The organism is Pueribacillus sp. YX66 (assembly GCF_041725775.1).
In the GTDB taxonomy this organism is placed as follows: Bacteria; Bacillota; Bacilli; order Bacillales; family UBA6769; genus Pueribacillus.
Window position 1 is genome coordinate 85,416 of the sequence record NZ_JBEUEL010000005.1, and the last position, 15,346, is coordinate 100,761.

At 36.7% G+C, this 15,346-nt stretch carries 18 protein-coding genes; 17 read left to right on the top strand and 1 reads right to left on the bottom strand.

Going from position 1 to position 15,346, the window contains the following annotated elements; translation table 11 throughout:
- The first annotated feature begins 46 nt into the window (after positions 1-46).
- The 9 genes from ABU914_RS03785 to ABU914_RS03825 all read left to right on the top strand — a co-directional run bounded on the left by ABU914_RS03785 (position 47) and on the right by ABU914_RS03825 (position 6,928).
- Complete coding sequence (locus ABU914_RS03785) at positions 47-1,318, top strand: tetratricopeptide repeat protein (protein WP_379668425.1); 1,272 nt, start codon at positions 47-49, stop codon at positions 1,316-1,318.
- Between the two features lie 89 nt (positions 1,319-1,407).
- Entirely contained in the window at positions 1,408-1,956 is a 549-nt protein-coding gene (locus tag ABU914_RS03790) for a ReoY family proteolytic degradation factor (protein WP_379668426.1), read from the top strand.
- Between the two features lie 89 nt (positions 1,957-2,045).
- Positions 2,046-2,510: a YpiF family protein gene (locus ABU914_RS03795; protein ID WP_379668427.1), complete on the top strand. Its 465-nt coding sequence runs from the start codon at positions 2,046-2,048 to the stop codon at positions 2,508-2,510.
- Between the two features lie 88 nt (positions 2,511-2,598).
- Positions 2,599-3,141, top strand: a complete 543-nt coding sequence (locus ABU914_RS03800; RefSeq protein ID WP_379668428.1) for a QcrA and Rieske domain-containing protein — start codon at positions 2,599-2,601, stop codon at positions 3,139-3,141.
- A 15-nt stretch (positions 3,142-3,156) separates the two neighbouring features.
- Positions 3,157-3,831, top strand: coding sequence for a menaquinol-cytochrome c reductase cytochrome b subunit (qcrB, locus tag ABU914_RS03805; RefSeq protein ID WP_379668429.1), 675 nt, complete (start codon positions 3,157-3,159; stop codon positions 3,829-3,831).
- A gap of 35 nt (positions 3,832-3,866) precedes the next feature.
- A complete protein-coding gene (locus ABU914_RS03810; RefSeq protein ID WP_379668430.1) occupies positions 3,867-4,631 on the top strand; it encodes a menaquinol-cytochrome c reductase cytochrome b/c subunit in 765 nt (254 codons plus the stop codon).
- A gap of 81 nt (positions 4,632-4,712) precedes the next feature.
- Positions 4,713-5,306, top strand: a complete 594-nt coding sequence (lhaT, locus tag ABU914_RS03815) for a lipoprotein heptaprenylglyceryl N-acetyltransferase LhaT (RefSeq protein WP_379668431.1) — start codon at positions 4,713-4,715, stop codon at positions 5,304-5,306.
- 71 nt (positions 5,307-5,377) lie between these two features.
- Positions 5,378-6,163, top strand: a complete 786-nt coding sequence (locus tag ABU914_RS03820) for a sporulation protein YpjB (protein WP_379668432.1) — start codon at positions 5,378-5,380, stop codon at positions 6,161-6,163.
- Positions 6,164-6,253: 90 nt separating this feature from the next.
- A complete protein-coding gene (locus ABU914_RS03825; RefSeq protein ID WP_379668433.1) occupies positions 6,254-6,928 on the top strand; it encodes a zinc metallopeptidase in 675 nt (224 codons plus the stop codon).
- Positions 6,929-7,124: 196 nt separating this feature from the next.
- Here ABU914_RS03825 and ABU914_RS03830 read toward each other — a convergent pair whose 3' ends face one another.
- Positions 7,125-8,015: a YitT family protein gene (locus ABU914_RS03830; protein WP_379668470.1), complete on the bottom strand. Its 891-nt coding sequence runs from the start codon at positions 8,013-8,015 to the stop codon at positions 7,125-7,127.
- Between the two features lie 514 nt (positions 8,016-8,529).
- On the opposite strand from ABU914_RS03830, the gene ABU914_RS03835 reads away from it, so the two are divergent.
- The 8 genes from ABU914_RS03835 to panD all read left to right on the top strand — a co-directional run bounded on the left by ABU914_RS03835 (position 8,530) and on the right by panD (position 15,294).
- Positions 8,530-8,877 carry a nucleotide pyrophosphohydrolase gene (locus ABU914_RS03835; RefSeq protein WP_379668434.1) on the top strand — a complete coding sequence of 116 codons (348 nt, stop codon included), beginning with the start codon at positions 8,530-8,532 and terminating at the stop codon, positions 8,875-8,877.
- The gene (gene dapB / locus ABU914_RS03840; protein WP_379668471.1) at positions 8,867-9,673 is read left to right on the top strand and encodes a 4-hydroxy-tetrahydrodipicolinate reductase; all 807 of its coding nucleotides are present in this window, start codon (positions 8,867-8,869) and stop codon (positions 9,671-9,673) included. The genes ABU914_RS03835 and dapB overlap by 11 nt, the downstream gene beginning before the upstream one ends.
- Positions 9,674-9,684: 11 nt before the next feature.
- Positions 9,685-10,812 carry an N-acetyl-alpha-D-glucosaminyl L-malate synthase BshA gene (gene bshA / locus ABU914_RS03845; RefSeq protein WP_379668435.1) on the top strand — a complete coding sequence of 376 codons (1,128 nt, stop codon included), beginning with the start codon at positions 9,685-9,687 and terminating at the stop codon, positions 10,810-10,812.
- Positions 10,813-10,826: 14 nt separating this feature from the next.
- On the top strand, positions 10,827-12,020 hold the full coding sequence (locus ABU914_RS03850; RefSeq protein WP_379668436.1) for a CCA tRNA nucleotidyltransferase: 1,194 nt from the start codon (positions 10,827-10,829) through the stop codon (positions 12,018-12,020).
- The gene (locus ABU914_RS03855) at positions 12,005-12,994 is read left to right on the top strand and encodes a biotin--[acetyl-CoA-carboxylase] ligase (RefSeq protein WP_379668437.1); all 990 of its coding nucleotides are present in this window, start codon (positions 12,005-12,007) and stop codon (positions 12,992-12,994) included. The genes ABU914_RS03850 and ABU914_RS03855 overlap by 16 nt, the downstream gene beginning before the upstream one ends.
- A gap of 220 nt (positions 12,995-13,214) precedes the next feature.
- Complete coding sequence (gene panB / locus ABU914_RS03860; RefSeq protein ID WP_379668438.1) at positions 13,215-14,054, top strand: 3-methyl-2-oxobutanoate hydroxymethyltransferase; 840 nt, start codon at positions 13,215-13,217, stop codon at positions 14,052-14,054.
- Complete coding sequence (gene panC / locus ABU914_RS03865; protein WP_379668439.1) at positions 14,051-14,923, top strand: pantoate--beta-alanine ligase; 873 nt, start codon at positions 14,051-14,053, stop codon at positions 14,921-14,923. The genes panB and panC overlap by 4 nt, the downstream gene beginning before the upstream one ends.
- Positions 14,908-15,294 carry an aspartate 1-decarboxylase gene (panD, locus tag ABU914_RS03870; protein WP_379668440.1) on the top strand — a complete coding sequence of 129 codons (387 nt, stop codon included), beginning with the start codon at positions 14,908-14,910 and terminating at the stop codon, positions 15,292-15,294. Before panC ends, panD begins: the two co-directional genes overlap by 16 nt.
- Positions 15,295-15,346 lie beyond the last annotated feature (52 nt).

The window sequence follows — 15,346 nt, forward strand, 5'->3', positions numbered from 1 at the left end:
TCTTTATAATAAACAAATTAATAAGGCGATTTGGAAGTGGTAAGTGATGACGATTCTTGAAGAAGCGATAAGAAAAATCGAAATTGGAAAAACGGCTGAAGGATTAAAGACATTAAAACAATTAAAAAAAAATACGAATGACGAAATGCTGTTGTTTAGCATTGCCCAAATTTACGCAAACTACGGATTTTTGCATGAAGCTTTAGATACGGTTCAGACCTTATTAAATAACTATCCTGAAGAAGGGGAGTTAATCTTATTTTCAGCCGAATGTTTAATTGAATTAGGTAATGATTTAGAAGCGTTAGAGTTGTTACATGCTATAGATCAAGAGAGCGACTATTATTTAAGAGGTCTGCTACTTTTAGCTGATCTTTATCAAGCTCAAGGGCTAGAAGAAGTCGCAGAAAATAAACTACTCGAAGCGAACAACATGAATCCAAGAGAGCCTATTATTTGGTATGCGCTAGCTGAGTTTTATTTAACGCAAGGCAATTATTATAAAGCGGGTCTTTATTATGAAAAGTTACTCAATGACAACAACTTTACTGCGGATGAAACTGTTTATTTACATTTTGCAGAAACGTTAAGTATGCTAGGTCAGTTTGAAAAAGCAATTCCCTACTTTCAAAAAGGGCTACAATCAGAAACTAATTTAGACGGATTATTTCGTTTCGGATATACTGCATACAAAGCTGGACATTATAATACAACGATTGAGGTTTTAACTAAATTACAATCACTTGATCCTCAATATAGTACGCTCTATCCATTACTGGCAAATGCTTATACTGAAATCGGAAATACGAAAAAGGCCATTGATACATTAAAACGTGGTTTAGAACACGATGAACAAAACGAAGAAATATACTTTTTGTTAAGCAAATTACTCATGAATACAGATAAAAAACATGAAGCTGAACAATACTTGAAAGAAAGCTTCGCTTTAAATAGTCCTTCAATTAAAGCTACACAGCTATACATCGATTACTTAAAAGAAGAAGGACGTTACGATGACGTAATTAAACACATTCATAAACTGAAAGAACGTCATGAAGATACAGATCCGATGTTAGATTGGGAACTAGCGGAGGCTTATGAACAAATAGAAAACTTCGAAAAAGCGAATGACTATTTCAAAGCGTCCTATCCATTTTTAAAGGATAACAGTGAATTTCTCGAGCGTTATGGTTTTTTCTTACTTGAAGAAGGAAAAGTTCAAGAAGCCAAAACGTGTTTTAAAAAAGCGATTACCATTGACAATAATTTATTTCATCTTGAAGAATTAATCGACGAATTAGAAAATAGACTTATTTAAAATAAGTCTTTTGATTTGCAGGATTTTGTATCTCAGTAAAGAATTTTTATGAACAAGAAAATGAAAACGGGGTAAAGGAGGAGTCCATCATGAGTAACTCCACTTCCATTAGCGAAAAAAAAGATTTTTTAAAGTGGTTCTTAAAAAATCATCGCTTTCATAAGCGCGAGTGTGTTTGGTTATTAAATTACTTTATCAGTGATGACCTTGTCATGGAAAATTTGCATTTTGTGGAACAGGCTGAATTTTGCCCTAAAGCGATCATTTTATCTACTGTTTGTTCAAATGAAGTGCCTTTTCGCTTTTTAAAAGAAAATATTGTGACGTCAGATATCGAAAAATCGTTTCACGACATACGCTTAAACCCGGAAGAAAAAATCTATGTTCAATTAAACTTTAAACACTCGCATAAAAATGCACAATATGGTCTAATTACCGAAGACAACCCTTTTTTGCCTGAAAGCTTGCAACCAAACAAACAGTTTGCAATCTGGACAGATTTTGTCGTCGATGAAGCAATCATTAATTTCAAGCGAAAACAACTAAATAAAGAAATAAATAGAGCGCTCGATAACAATGATAAAAAAACGTTTTTAAAGTTAACAAAGCAACTGCAAAACCTATTAGGTCCTTTTTAAACAAAAAGGACCTATTTTATTATACAATGGAATGCGTATAAAAAATTTGATGTGTGGAAAACTTTTTCTATCAGAGAGGAAGAATAGCATTGAAATGGACATCGAAGGAAATTGAAATTTATTTGTCTGCAAAAGAATATATCGATACTGCATTGATTACGCTTATTCCTTTTTCATTACAGGAAGATATGAAGCAAGCGGTATCGATGGGAGAGTTTAGTACAATATTAACGAATGAAATCGAAAGACAGCTGCACGGTAGAACACTTGTCACCCCCCCATTCACGTATTTAAAACTAGAAAGGTTAGAAAGAAAAGTTGAAATGCTGACATGCTGGATCGAAGAATTACAAAAAAGTGGCTTTCGATATATATTCTTATTTACGTCTGACAATGAGTGGAAACTTGTTGAAGATAAATTAAAAGAAACGCTTATTTGGATACCTGCTATTCCTCTTGAACATATGGATGACAAATACAAAAGTGAAATCGTTCAAGAACAAACGAAACAAATTCTTCAAATTGTAACAAATCAGTGGCAATCCGATAGTTAATTGTTATTCAGACTCGTCATATTATTGACAGTAACAGCCCGATTCGCTATCATGGGTATGTCCTAGTAATATGTGTGTATTATTAATCATGAGTATAAATTACGATAGGAGGGAAAACCGATTGGCAAAGAAAAATGAGATTACAAGAAGGCAGTTTTTAAACTATACTCTCATGGGAACTGGAGGATTCATGGCAGCCGGTATATTGATGCCGATGGTTCGTTTTGCGATTGATCCAATCTTAAAAACCGAAGCAGCTTCAGACATGGTTGATATAGACCTGAAGGTTGATGACATTACAACAGAGCCCGTAATGAAAAAATTTAAAGTCAACCAAGTGGATGGTTGGCATGAATCAGAAGTGGAACAAGCAGCTTTCGTTTACAAAAATGATTCAGGTGATATTGTAGCATTGTCTCCTGTCTGTAAACATTTAGGCTGTACGGTTGACTGGGGAACAAACCCTGCCTACCCGGATGAGTTCTATTGCCCATGTCATGCTGGACGTTATTATAAAGACGGTGTCCAAGTACCTGGCACAGCACCTATAGCTCCTTTGGATGTCTATGAAATGGAAATTAAAGATGGTAAAGTATTTTTAGGAAAACCATTGCCTCACCCAAAAGCTTAGTAGGAGGTGGATGAAATGCTTCAGAAATTGTACGATTGGGTTGATGAGCGACTTGATATTACACCGATATGGCGTGATATCGCAGACCATGAAGTACCAGAGCACGTAAACCCCGCACATCATTTCTCAGCTTTTGTTTATTGTTTCGGGGGATTAACATTTTTCATTGTAGTTATTCAAATTTTATCTGGTATGTTTTTAACGATGTACTACGTACCAGACGTTATAAACGCTTGGGAATCTGTTTATTACCTTCAAAACGAAGTAGCATTCGGAGTTATCGTTAGAGGGATGCACCACTGGGGAGCCAGTTTAGTTATTGTCATGTTATTTTTACATACATTAAGAGTGTTTTTCCAAGGTGCGTACAAAAAACCACGTGAACTTAACTGGGTTGTTGGTGTATTAATTTTCTTCGTTATGCTCGGATTAGGTTTCACAGGTTACCTACTTCCTTGGGATATGAAGGCGTTGTTTGCAACAAAAGTAGGTTTGCAAATTGCTGAAGCAGTACCGTTTATCGGTCCAGCTATTAAAACACTATTAGCAGGTGATGCAACAATTATTGGTGCACAAACACTTGCACGTTTCTTTGCGATTCATGTGTTTTTCTTACCTGCTGCATTACTCGGTTTACTCGCTGCACACTTCATTATAATTCGCAGACAAGGAATTTCAGGTCCTCTATAGGATTTCATATACGTTAAGTAAAGGGAGGGAAATCAATGCACCGTGGTAAAGGTATGAAGTTTGTCGGGGATTCACGAATCCCTGCAGAACGAACACCTAACATTCCAAAAGACTATTCAGAATACCCTGGGAAAACAGAAGCATTTTGGCCAAATTTCCTTCTGAAAGAATGGATGGTAGGAGCTGTCTTTTTAGTTGGATATTTGATTTTAACCGTTGCACACCCATCGCCATTAGAACGGGTTGCGGATCCGACTGACACATCATATATTCCGCTTCCAGACTGGTATTTTCTCTTTTTGTATCAATTGTTGAAATATAAATACGCAGCTGGTGACTTTACATTAATCGGAGCTCTTGTTATACCGGGAGTTGCGTTTACAGCCCTTATTTTAGCACCGTGGCTAGATAGAGGCCCTGAACGCAGACCATCTAAGCGACCGATTGCAGTTGGAATGATGCTCTTAGCAGTGATTAGCGTCATTTACTTAACCTGGGAGTCTGTAGTAAATCACGACTGGGAACAAGCAGCTGCTCAAGGTGAACTTAAGGAAGAAGTTGAATTTGATCCTAATGCAGAAGGATTTATCATTTATTCAGATCAAAGCTGTGTAGGCTGTCACGGTGGTAATTTAGAAGGTTCTGGTACTGCTCCAACACTTGCAGGTACAGGATTATCTGTTGAAGAAATTAAAGACATTATTGTTGATGGTGTTCCACCGAACATGCCACCAGGAACATTTAATGGTACTGACGAAGAACTTCAAAAATTAGCGGAATTTATTGCATCACTTGAATAATACTAACAAAAAACTCGGCTTAGTTAGGCCGAGTTTTCTTTTCGATCATTTTCAATCAATGTAAAGGTGGTGTTTTGAAACGTGATCTGGCTATTACATGTATTAAAACAACGTTCCGTTTTGTGGATTTTATTAATAATTAACCTTCTTGGGACGATCTACGGGTACATATGGTACGGCTATCAACTTGCAAATACACCTTGGTATTTTATCCCATTCGTTCCTGATAGTCCGACAGCAAGTTTATTTTTCGTTTTTGTTCTTATCGGGTTTTTATTAGGTCGAAACTTTTCATTGCTTGAAGCATTAGCGGCAATTACACTATTTAAATACGGCATTTGGGCTGTCGGAATGAATATTGGAGGGATTCTCATTTCAAACACGATAACGATTGAAAATTGGATGCTTATTTTATCACATCTTGGTATGGCTATCCAAGCGATTTTATACGCCCCATTTTTTAGGATTAAAACGATTCATTTTCTATTTGCAGTTATATGGACGTTTCATAACGATGTTATTGATTATATTTATAATATGTATCCGAGATATCCACTTCTGCATGAATATATTATGCATATCGGATATGCAACATTTTGGCTTTCGCTTCTAACATGTTTCCTTATTTATTCCGTTGCCATTCGAGAAAACAGATTGACATTAGATCTTCGCTAAACATGCGCTATACATAGGTCTAATCTTGTCCACTTTGTCATAAGCTTTACTATGGCAAGGAGGGACAAACAATGAAAAAAAATACACTATATCTATTTCTTATTATTTTTATATTCCAAACGTCCATTGTGTTTGCTAGTGAAGACGATCAAAATTGGAACAAAATCAATGAAATTGCAGAACATGTACTTCAGCTTGGCAAGCAAAAAAAATATGAGGAAGCTAAAAAAGTAATTGCAAATTTTTCTGAAATTTTTTTGAAGAATGCTGCCGAAAAAAACTTAACTATGGAAGAAATGAAGATGGTGATTTATTCATACGAACAAGCGGAGTCTGCTTTAACTTCTATAAAAATGAACGATGAAGAACGGCTTAATAAGTTACTCCAATTTCGATTAACTGTTAACGCTGTAACGAACGAACACCACCCACTATGGAAGGATACAGAGACATTCGTATTGGAACCATTGAATAAAGCGATTGCAGCATACAAAGCCGGGGAACGCATTCAATTTCAAATGCACTTAAATAATTTTTTATCAAAATATGAAGTGATTCGACCATCCTTAGTCATCTCTTTACCTGAACACGAATCCGGACGATATGATTCATACATAAATTATTTAGAACACTATCGCAATAAAATTGGAGACTCACCAGAAAAAAACAAACAGTTGTCAGAAATTCAACGTGAGTTTCAATTACTTTTTCAAAACGATAAACATTCCAGTGCAGAACCTGGGTTACTCGGACTTATTTATGCAATTGGAAGCATTATTGCTATTACATTAATTTATGTTGGTTGGAGAAAATATAAAGGTGACAAACAGAAAAAAAAGATAAAAGATCTTGATTAAACTCACCTCATTTATTGACGAATGGACATTTTTTGACTAAAATTGACCATAGAGAAATATTAATTTACGGAAGTAGGTGGAGAATAACGAATGTATTTTTTAATTTACTTTGCGATTTTGCTCATTATTCCGATTTGGGCACAAATGAAAGTTCGAAAAGCATATAGTCAATATTCAAAAGTGCCTTCTTCATCTGGTATGACTGGAGCACAAGTTGCGCGAAAAATACTAGATGATAACGGCTTATATGATGTTACAGTCGAAGAAGTGCGTGGCAAACTTACAGACCATTACGATCCAAGGACGAAAACGGTTCGATTGTCTTCTGACAACTATCATGGACACTCTTTAGCTGGAACGGCAGTAGCAGCACACGAAGTTGGACATGCGATTCAAGATGCTGAAGACTATGCATTTTTACGTTTTCGCCATGCTTTAGTACCTGTTGCAAATCTTGGTTCCAACTTTTCCTTTATTATAATTTTGGCTGGTTTACTCCTTTATTCGTCAAATTTAATTTTACTTGGTATCATCTTTATGGCTGCGGCGGTTCTATTTCAAATTGTCACACTTCCTGTTGAATTTAATGCTAGCAGCAGAGCGATGAATCAAGTCGTGTCGCTTGGAGTCATTCGAAATGATGAAGAACGAGAAACGAAAAAAGTTCTTGATGCCGCTGCATTAACTTATGTTGCCGCTGCGGTTGTAGCCGTAATGGAACTATTACGTTTCATTCTTGTCTATGTCGGTATGAATCAAGATTAAATTAAAACCCCTTTTATGAACAACTGCACCTCAATTAGAGGTGCAGTTTGTTTATCGTTAAAAATCGTAAAATACAAAATCACAAATATTTTATATAAGGATTTGATTGCATGTTAATATGTTTATTCATATAACACTGAGTCCTATACGGTCTTGAACATTACATCATTAAATTAACGTCCAACATACATCCCACTTACTCCTCATGCAACGGACGTTTATGTTCATCAAGCGTAAATCCTTCGCCGAGCACTTCATGAACATCAGTCAGTGCGACAAATGCGGTCGGATCGATTTCTTTAATTAAGTTTCGCAGCCGTGTCAGTTCACTTCGACTAATTACACAATATAAAACATCACGTTTTTCACCTGTATAACTACCACGTCCGTGCAAAATGGTCACACCACGATCCATAGTCTCCGTTATCTTTTCTACAATCTCATTGGATTTCTCAGAAATAATCATTGCTCCACGAGCTTTATACGCCCCTTCTTGAATAAAATCAATCACTCTCGTTCCAATAAAAACAGCGAGTAAAGTGTACATCGCTTCACGGTAATTTAAATATATAAGCGACGCAGTAATCACCGCAGTATCAAAGATAAGCATTGTTTTTCCGATGCTCCAACCTACATATTTACGAACGAGACGAGCGATAATGTCAACGCCTCCTGTCGTTCCACCAACACGAAAAATAAGCCCAAGTCCAACACCGATAAACGTCCCTGCAAAAAGTGCGGCTAGTGTTAAGTCTTCATGCAGCGGCATTGAAAATTTTAAATGATTTTGGAAAAGCCATAAGAAAAATGAGACTGCAAATGTTCCGATCAACGTATAAATAAATGTGATACGCCCTAACAACTTCCATCCGATAAAAAAAATCGGAATGTTCAATACAATATTCGTAATCGCCGGATTAATCTCAAACAAAAAATAAAGAAGTAACGTAATCCCTGTAAATCCGCCTTCGGATAAATTATTTTCCATATTAAAATGAACAAGCCCAAATGAGAAAATTGCAGCACCTAGCAATATAAAAAACATATTTTTCACTTTGATTCGCAAGTAAACGCCTTCTTTCACCATATACTCAGTTGAACGAAACTGCGCCGTACCGCTTCGGCAAAATGCTTCGCTTTGCGCAGGCACGGCCTCAGCCTCCGCTATACAAGAAATACAAGTGTCGGTGACGTTACAGGACGTGACCGTTGTCACCGACCTCGCTCATACCTCACTGCGGGATCTTCGGACTCGTGCTGTTCCTTCTGGAGTCTACGCATTCTGTCTACGCTAGTCGAAGCTATTTAATGTTCACTAGTTATAAACTAGCCTTCTCTTGTGTGATTATTTGTATATACATTCGTCGATTGCCCTGCGCTTCAATCAACATAGCACTACTGGCGGTTTATCGATATTGCTCATTAATACTATCTTTTATTTATATCATTTTCCTTTTTGAGAAAATAAAACATTCACTTAATTTGTCCTTCATTATATATTGAATAAAGGGCTAGTTCAATTTCTGCTAACCATTTGTATTACACCTCGTTTTTCGTTACCATTAATGTGAAATGTGAACAATTTTTAACGAGGTGTGCTAATGCAAAACAAAACGATGAAAGAGATACAGCTTGAGGTTCATAAATACATAACCCAATTTAAAGAAGGATACTTTAGTCCACTTGCAATGTTAGCACGTATGAGTGAAGAACTTGGTGAGCTCGCTCGGGAAATTAATCACTATTATGGCGAAAAACCAAAAAAGGCTTCAGAACAGCCTAAAACAATCGAAGAAGAATTGGGTGATATTTTATTCGTACTTGTATGCTTTGCTAATTCACTAAATATCGATCTAACCGAAGCATTTGATCTCGTAATGAAAAAATTTGCTGAACGCGATTCAAATCGTTGGACGAAAATAGAGAGGGGAAACGATGATGCAAAATAAAAATATCCGAATTGTACTAGCTGGACCGAGAGGGAATATGGGCTCTGAAGCAGTTAAAATGGTTGCAAATACAAATCATTTTAATTTAGTAGCCGTCGTCGATTCAAAACACAATAATATGCTTCTAAAAGATGTTCCCGGAGCACCTCAACTTGACATTCCTGTCTTCAATGATCTTGAAGAATGTCTAATTAATCATGAATGTGACGTGCTCATTGATTTAACGACCCCAAAAACAGGTAGACGACATATGGAAATTGCTTTTCGGCATGGGGTACATCCAGTCGTCGGCACAACCGGGTTTTCAGAACAAGATATTCAACAGTTAACTGAAATCGCAAATGAAAAGCAAATTGGTGCGATAATTGCGCCAAACTTTGCTATCGGTGCGATTTTAATGATGAAATTCTCGCAAGCAGCCGCTAAGTATTTTCAGAATGTCGAAATTATTGAACAGCACCATGATAAAAAGCTAGATGCCCCTTCAGGAACAGCAGTAAAAACAGCTAAAATGATTATGGAAAATCGCGAGGGCATGAAACAAGGGCATCCTGACGAAGTTGAAACAATCAAAGGATCTCGAGGAGGAACTTTTGAAGGGATTCCTATCCATAGTGTTCGTTTGCCTGGTCTCGTTGCACATCAAGAAGTTATTTTTGGCGGACACGGTCAGACATTAACGATCCGTCACGATTCTATAAATCGTGAATCATTTATGCCTGGAGTGAAGTTAGCAGTCGAAACCGTTATGAAGTTAGACACTCTCATCTATGGTCTTGAAAATATAATTGATTAGAGTTGAAATAAATGCAGTTACGAATTGGAATATTAGGTTATCCAACGATCGGTGGCTCTGGTATCATTGCAACCGAACTAGGGAAAATGCTCGCTAAAAAAGGACATCTCATTCATTTTTTTTCATCAAGTGTACCTTTTCGACTTGGAAAAGTGTACCCAAATATTTTTTTTCATGAAGTGGAAGTCAATCAATACGCCGTTTTTCGTTATCCGCCATACGAGTTAGCGCTCGCCAGTAAGATTGCAGATGTTATCGAGCGAGAACAGCTTGATATTCTTCACGTCCATTATGCTGTCCCACATGCAATCTGTGCATACTTGGCAAAGCAATTTTCTGGAAAAGATACAAAAATTGTGACTACGTTACACGGTACAGACATTACTGTCCTTGGGTATGACTCAACATTGGCAAACGCGATAAAATTTGGCATCGAAAATTCTGACGTTGTCACCGCAGTCTCAAATGATTTAAAAAACAAAACTCAAAAGCTTTTACATACAGATTTTCCAATTCAAACCGTTTATAACTTTGTCGATGAAACGACTTATTATAAACGTGAAAACAAAAAGTTGAAGCGAGATTTTCAAATTTCTAACACCGAAAAAACGATTATTCACATTTCAAATTTTCGCAAAGTGAAGCGCGTTCCAGACGTCATTTATACATTTCATAAAATTTCACAACAAATTGAAGCAAAATTACTATTAGTAGGGGATGGACCTGATCGGTTTATCGTTAGTAACATGATCGATCAACTCGGCTTACGTGAGAAAGTGATATTTTTAGGAAAGCAAGAAAACGTTGCGGAAATTCTTTCGATTAGTGATTTGCTTATACTCCCTTCAGAGAAAGAAAGTTTCGGTCTCGTATTGCTAGAAGCGATGGCATGTGAAGTCCCTGTTGTCGCCACAAATATCGGTGGAATTCCAGAAGTCGTCATTCACAACGAAACAGGTTTTTTATGTGAAGTTGGCAACATCGATAATATGGCAAATTATTCAATAAAAATTTTACAAGATGAAAAGCTGCATGCACAATTTGTACAGCATGGACTTAAACGTGCCAGAACACATTTTCACTCAGAAAAAATTGTAAATGATTATGAAACGATTTATAAACAAATTCTTTCGAATTGAATGGATGGAAGAACATGAATCAGTCATTTATAAAAGCAAAACCAATCTTAAATACGTTAACTGAACATGGTTATGAAGCTTACTTTGTAGGAGGCGCTGTTCGAGATTACTTGCTAAACCGTCCAATTCATGATATCGATATTGCTACGTCAGCAACACCAAACATCGTGCAAGCACTTTTTAAAAATGTTATCCCTGTCGGCATTGAACATGGAACTGTCATTGTTGTTCACGACGGCGTAGCTTATGAAGTTACAACGTTTCGAAAAGAAAGTGAATATCATGATTTCCGTAGACCAAATGAAGTCACGTTTATATCGAGTTTACAAGAAGATTTAAAACGCCGAGATTTTACAATGAATGCCATTGCTGTATCTAACAATTTGGAAATCATCGACCCTTTTAACGGAAAGCTAGATATTCATAATCAACTCATTCGAACAGTCGGCTCCCCATATGATCGCTTTCAGGAAGATCCACTTCGAATATTGCGAGCGATTCGATTTGTGGCACAATTAAATTTTTCGGTCGATAAAGAAACATTGCATGCTATCGATGAGATGAAATCGTATTTAGAACATCTTTCAGTTGAACGAATTGCCCAAGAGTTCGAAAAATTATGTTTAGGTCAAGCAAGTGGTAAAGCACTCAAGCTTATTGCTACTTACAATATTCATTGTTTTTTACCGTGTTTAAAAGGATATCAAGCGGAGATAGAAACGATTGCAAAACTTTCTTTAACGCGATTAAAAGAGCCTCATGAATGCTGGACCTTGTTACTTTTTTATATAAACCATGACCCTAAAACATTTTTAAAGGCTTGGAAACGACCAAAGCGAATGATTAAACAAGTAGAAACGTTGCTGTACGCCTTAAAACGAGAGAAGTCAAAACAGTGGGATGCTTATCTTTTCTATTCACTAGGATGGGAATTAAGCCAATCTTACATTACAATTCATACTGTTATTCATAAGCAATCTCTCGAAGTTAATCTCAGAAATTTTCATAAGATATATGCCGAACTTCCGATCAAACAAAGAAAAGATCTCGCGATTAACGGCAATGACCTTATCGATTTTACGAATAGAAAAAGAGGTCCCTGGATTGAAGAAGTTCTAACTCTAATTGAACAATCAATTATTGCTGGAACGCTACGTAACGATAAAAATGAATTAAGAGAGTGGGTTTCACATTGGCACAATCAATAAGAGAAAAATTATTAACGTTGCTGCTGGAAAATCAAAATGATTACATCTCTGGACAAAAAATAAGTGAGCAATTAGGATGTTCTCGAACGGCCATTTGGAAACATATTTCTGAATTAAAAAAAGAAGGTTATGATGTGGAAGGGGTACAAAAGCGAGGGTATCGTTTAATTTCAAAGCCCAACAATATTAGACCGCATGACATTCGTACGAATTTGCAAACAAATACAATTGGTCAGCACATCCATTTTTATGATGTCGTCAGCTCTACACAAGAAATCGCACATACGCTTGCACTTGAAGGTACAAAAGAAGGGACAGTTGTCATTGCGGAGCACCAGTCAAACGGGAGAGGTCGTTTAGGTCGCCAATGGGAATCCCCGAAAGGGAGTGGAATTTGGATGAGCTTAATTATACGACCAAATATCCCTCCGCATCAAGCACCACAATTAACTTTGCTAACAGCTGTCGCAATTGTACAAGCTATTCAAGCGGAAACAAATATTAAAGCAGAAATTAAATGGCCCAACGATATTTTAATAAACGGAAAAAAAGTCGTTGGCATTCTTACTGAACTACAGGCGGAAGCAGATCTTGTACAATCGGTTATCATCGGAATTGGCATTAATGTAAACATTAAGCAGTTTCCAAAAGAATTAAAGAATAAAGCAACATCACTTTTAATTGAAAATGGTCATCATGAAATTGAACGTGCTCTGTTAATCCGAACATTTTTTCAACAATTTGAGATACTATACAAAGAATATTTGGAATATGGATTCAAACCGATTAAACTTCGCTGGGAAAGTTATGCTGTAAGTCTTGGAACATATATAACTGCTCGAACATTAAATGGTGAGATTTATGGATTTGCTAATGGGATTACAGATGAAGGTGTTCTCCTTATCGAAGATAAGGATGGCAACACCCATCAAGTCTATTCAGCTGACATTGAAATTTCTTCTTCACAATCATAAGTGATCTTGTTATACTGTAAACAGATTGGGCAGTATCATTAGAACTGCACCATTTTGTTCGTCATTTAGTTAAATATACGGATTCTGCCTTGATCCTTTTTAGGACGGGGACAGAGGGATGAAAATCAACATAATCACGTAATCCTTCTTTCCTGTAAAGAAGGTTTTTTGATTTTCTCACCCTCTAACTAGACATTTGATATTTGGAGGGATTTCCTACGTGAAAAGTACAACAGATTTTATCAAAATGAAAGAAAATAAAGAACCGATTGTGATGATTACAGCTTATGATTATCCGTCAGCAAAAATTGTTGAAGACGCAGGCGTAGATATTATTTTGGTTGGTGATTCGTTAGGTAATGTCGTACTAGGATATAACTCAACTGTCGACGTTACACTTGACGATATGATCGTTCATACGAAAGCCGTTAAAAGAGGAGCTTTCGATACGTTTATTGTAACGGATATGCCATTTATGACCTATCATTCGTCATTTTCTGAAACGCTCGAAAACGCAAAGCGATTAATTCAAACAGGCGGAGCGCATGCATTAAAACTAGAAGGTAGTGGAGAAGTTGTCGACCATATTTATAAGTTAACCCAAGCGGGTGTTCCTGTTGTCGGTCATCTTGGTTTAACTCCACAATCTGTCGGCGTGCTAGGTGGGTATAAAGTGCAAGGTAAAGATGCAAAAGCAGCGAGGAAATTAATCGAAGATGCAAAGCAAATTGAAGCGGCTGGGGCATTTTCCATCGTCCTTGAACTCGTTCCTGAACAAGTGGCTGCCATCGTAAGTGAAGAGTTATCCATCCCGATAATAGGAATTGGAGCAGGTGCACATACGGACGGTCAAGTGCTCGTCTATCATGATCTGATAGGTTATGGCAATCACCGTGTACCAAAATTTGTGAAACAATATTGCCAAATTTCAAAAACGATTGAGCAAGCCGTTACGAATTACACAAATGATGTGAGAAAAAAAGCATTTCCTAGTGAAGCACATACATTCTCGATAAAAAATGAAGAATTGAAAAGCCTATACGGAGGCGTACGCACATGATCGTTGTAAAAACTGTGAAGGAAATGCAACAGTTATCAAAAAAGTTTAAATCGAGCGATAACTCAATTGGCTATGTTGCAACGATGGGATTTCTTCATGAAGGGCACCTTTCTCTCGTAAACGAGGCAAGAAAAAGAGATGATATCGTAATCATGAGCATCTTCGTAAACCCAACACAATTTGGACCGAATGAAGACTTTGAAACCTATCCGCGCGATTTTGAACGTGATTGCCAGCTAGCTGAAGCAAACGGTGTCGATGTTCTTTTTTATCCGTCGGTTACAGAGATGTATCCATCAGAATTAACTTCTGAAATTCACGTAGTAAAAAGAACGAATGTTTTATGTGGTAAATCAAGACCTGGGCATTTTGACGGCGTTGCAACTGTTCTTTTTAAATTTTTTCATATTATTTCACCTGATCGTGTTTATTTTGGAATGAAAGATGCACAACAAGTCGCTGTTATCGAAGGTTTTCTAACCGATTATTTTTTCCCGATTAGTTTAGTCACTTGTCCAACGGTGAGAGAACATGATGGATTAGCAAAAAGTTCTAGAAATGTTAATTTAACAACAAAAGAGCGGAAAGAAGCACCCATTATATACGAAAAATTACAACAAGTAAAAATGTTAGTTGAAAACGGTGTACGGGATTGTGAACAATTAAAAAAAACGATAGTCAATAAATTATCTTCCGCTATTACGGGAAAAATAGATTATGTCGAACTATTAACGTATCCTGATTTAACAAAAACTAATACGATAAAAGGAAAAATGATTCTTGCAGTAGCTGTACAATATTCGAAAGTTCGTTTAATTGATAATATCATCTTGACTATAAAGGAGGATAACGAATGTATCGAACAATGATGAAAGGGAAACTTCATCGTGCAAGAATAACGGAAGCCAACCTTAATTACGTCGGAAGCATTACGATCGATGAAGACCTTCTTGACGCAGTGGACATGCTTCCAAATGAAAAAGTACAAATTGTGAATAATAACAATGGTGCCCGCTTTGAAACATATATTATTCCGGGAAAAAGAGGTAGCGGTGTCATTTGTGTGAACGGTGCAGCCGCACGTTTAGTGCAAGAAGGGGACGTCATTATCATTATATCTTATGCATTAGTATCAGAAGAAGAAGTAAAAAATTTTTCGCCTAAAGTCGCGATAATGAATGAAGAAAACAAAATAGTGGAAATGATTGATCATGAGCCAGAAGCAACAATTATATCATAACGTTCAGCCTTTATTTAATCCGATGACTCCACCAATCAAGAAGCGACATCGT

What these genes read in the sequence shown, in the direction of transcription:
- bshA (WP_379668435.1), top strand. Translation starts at nt 9,685, where the DNA reads ATGCAGTTACGAATTGGAATATTAGGTTATCCAACGATCGGTGGCTCT.
- ABU914_RS03800 (WP_379668428.1), top strand. Translation starts at nt 2,599, where the DNA reads ATGAGTATAAATTACGATAGGAGGGAAAACCGATTGGCAAAGAAAAAT.
- dapB (WP_379668471.1), top strand. Translation starts at nt 8,867, where the DNA reads ATGCAAAATAAAAATATCCGAATTGTACTAGCTGGACCGAGAGGGAAT.
- ABU914_RS03835 (WP_379668434.1), top strand. Translation starts at nt 8,530, where the DNA reads ATGCAAAACAAAACGATGAAAGAGATACAGCTTGAGGTTCATAAATAC.
- ABU914_RS03825 (WP_379668433.1), top strand. Translation starts at nt 6,254, where the DNA reads ATGTATTTTTTAATTTACTTTGCGATTTTGCTCATTATTCCGATTTGG.
- ABU914_RS03790 (WP_379668426.1), top strand. Translation starts at nt 1,408, where the DNA reads ATGAGTAACTCCACTTCCATTAGCGAAAAAAAAGATTTTTTAAAGTGG.
- ABU914_RS03810 (WP_379668430.1), top strand. Translation starts at nt 3,867, where the DNA reads ATGCACCGTGGTAAAGGTATGAAGTTTGTCGGGGATTCACGAATCCCT.
- qcrB (WP_379668429.1), top strand. Translation starts at nt 3,157, where the DNA reads ATGCTTCAGAAATTGTACGATTGGGTTGATGAGCGACTTGATATTACA.
- ABU914_RS03820 (WP_379668432.1), top strand. Translation starts at nt 5,378, where the DNA reads ATGAAAAAAAATACACTATATCTATTTCTTATTATTTTTATATTCCAA.
- panC (WP_379668439.1), top strand. Translation starts at nt 14,051, where the DNA reads ATGATCGTTGTAAAAACTGTGAAGGAAATGCAACAGTTATCAAAAAAG.
- panD (WP_379668440.1), top strand. Translation starts at nt 14,908, where the DNA reads ATGTATCGAACAATGATGAAAGGGAAACTTCATCGTGCAAGAATAACG.
- ABU914_RS03830 (WP_379668470.1), bottom strand. Translation starts at nt 8,015, where the DNA reads ATGGTGAAAGAAGGCGTTTACTTGCGAATCAAAGTGAAAAATATGTTT.
- ABU914_RS03785 (WP_379668425.1), top strand. Translation starts at nt 47, where the DNA reads ATGACGATTCTTGAAGAAGCGATAAGAAAAATCGAAATTGGAAAAACG.
- ABU914_RS03850 (WP_379668436.1), top strand. Translation starts at nt 10,827, where the DNA reads ATGAATCAGTCATTTATAAAAGCAAAACCAATCTTAAATACGTTAACT.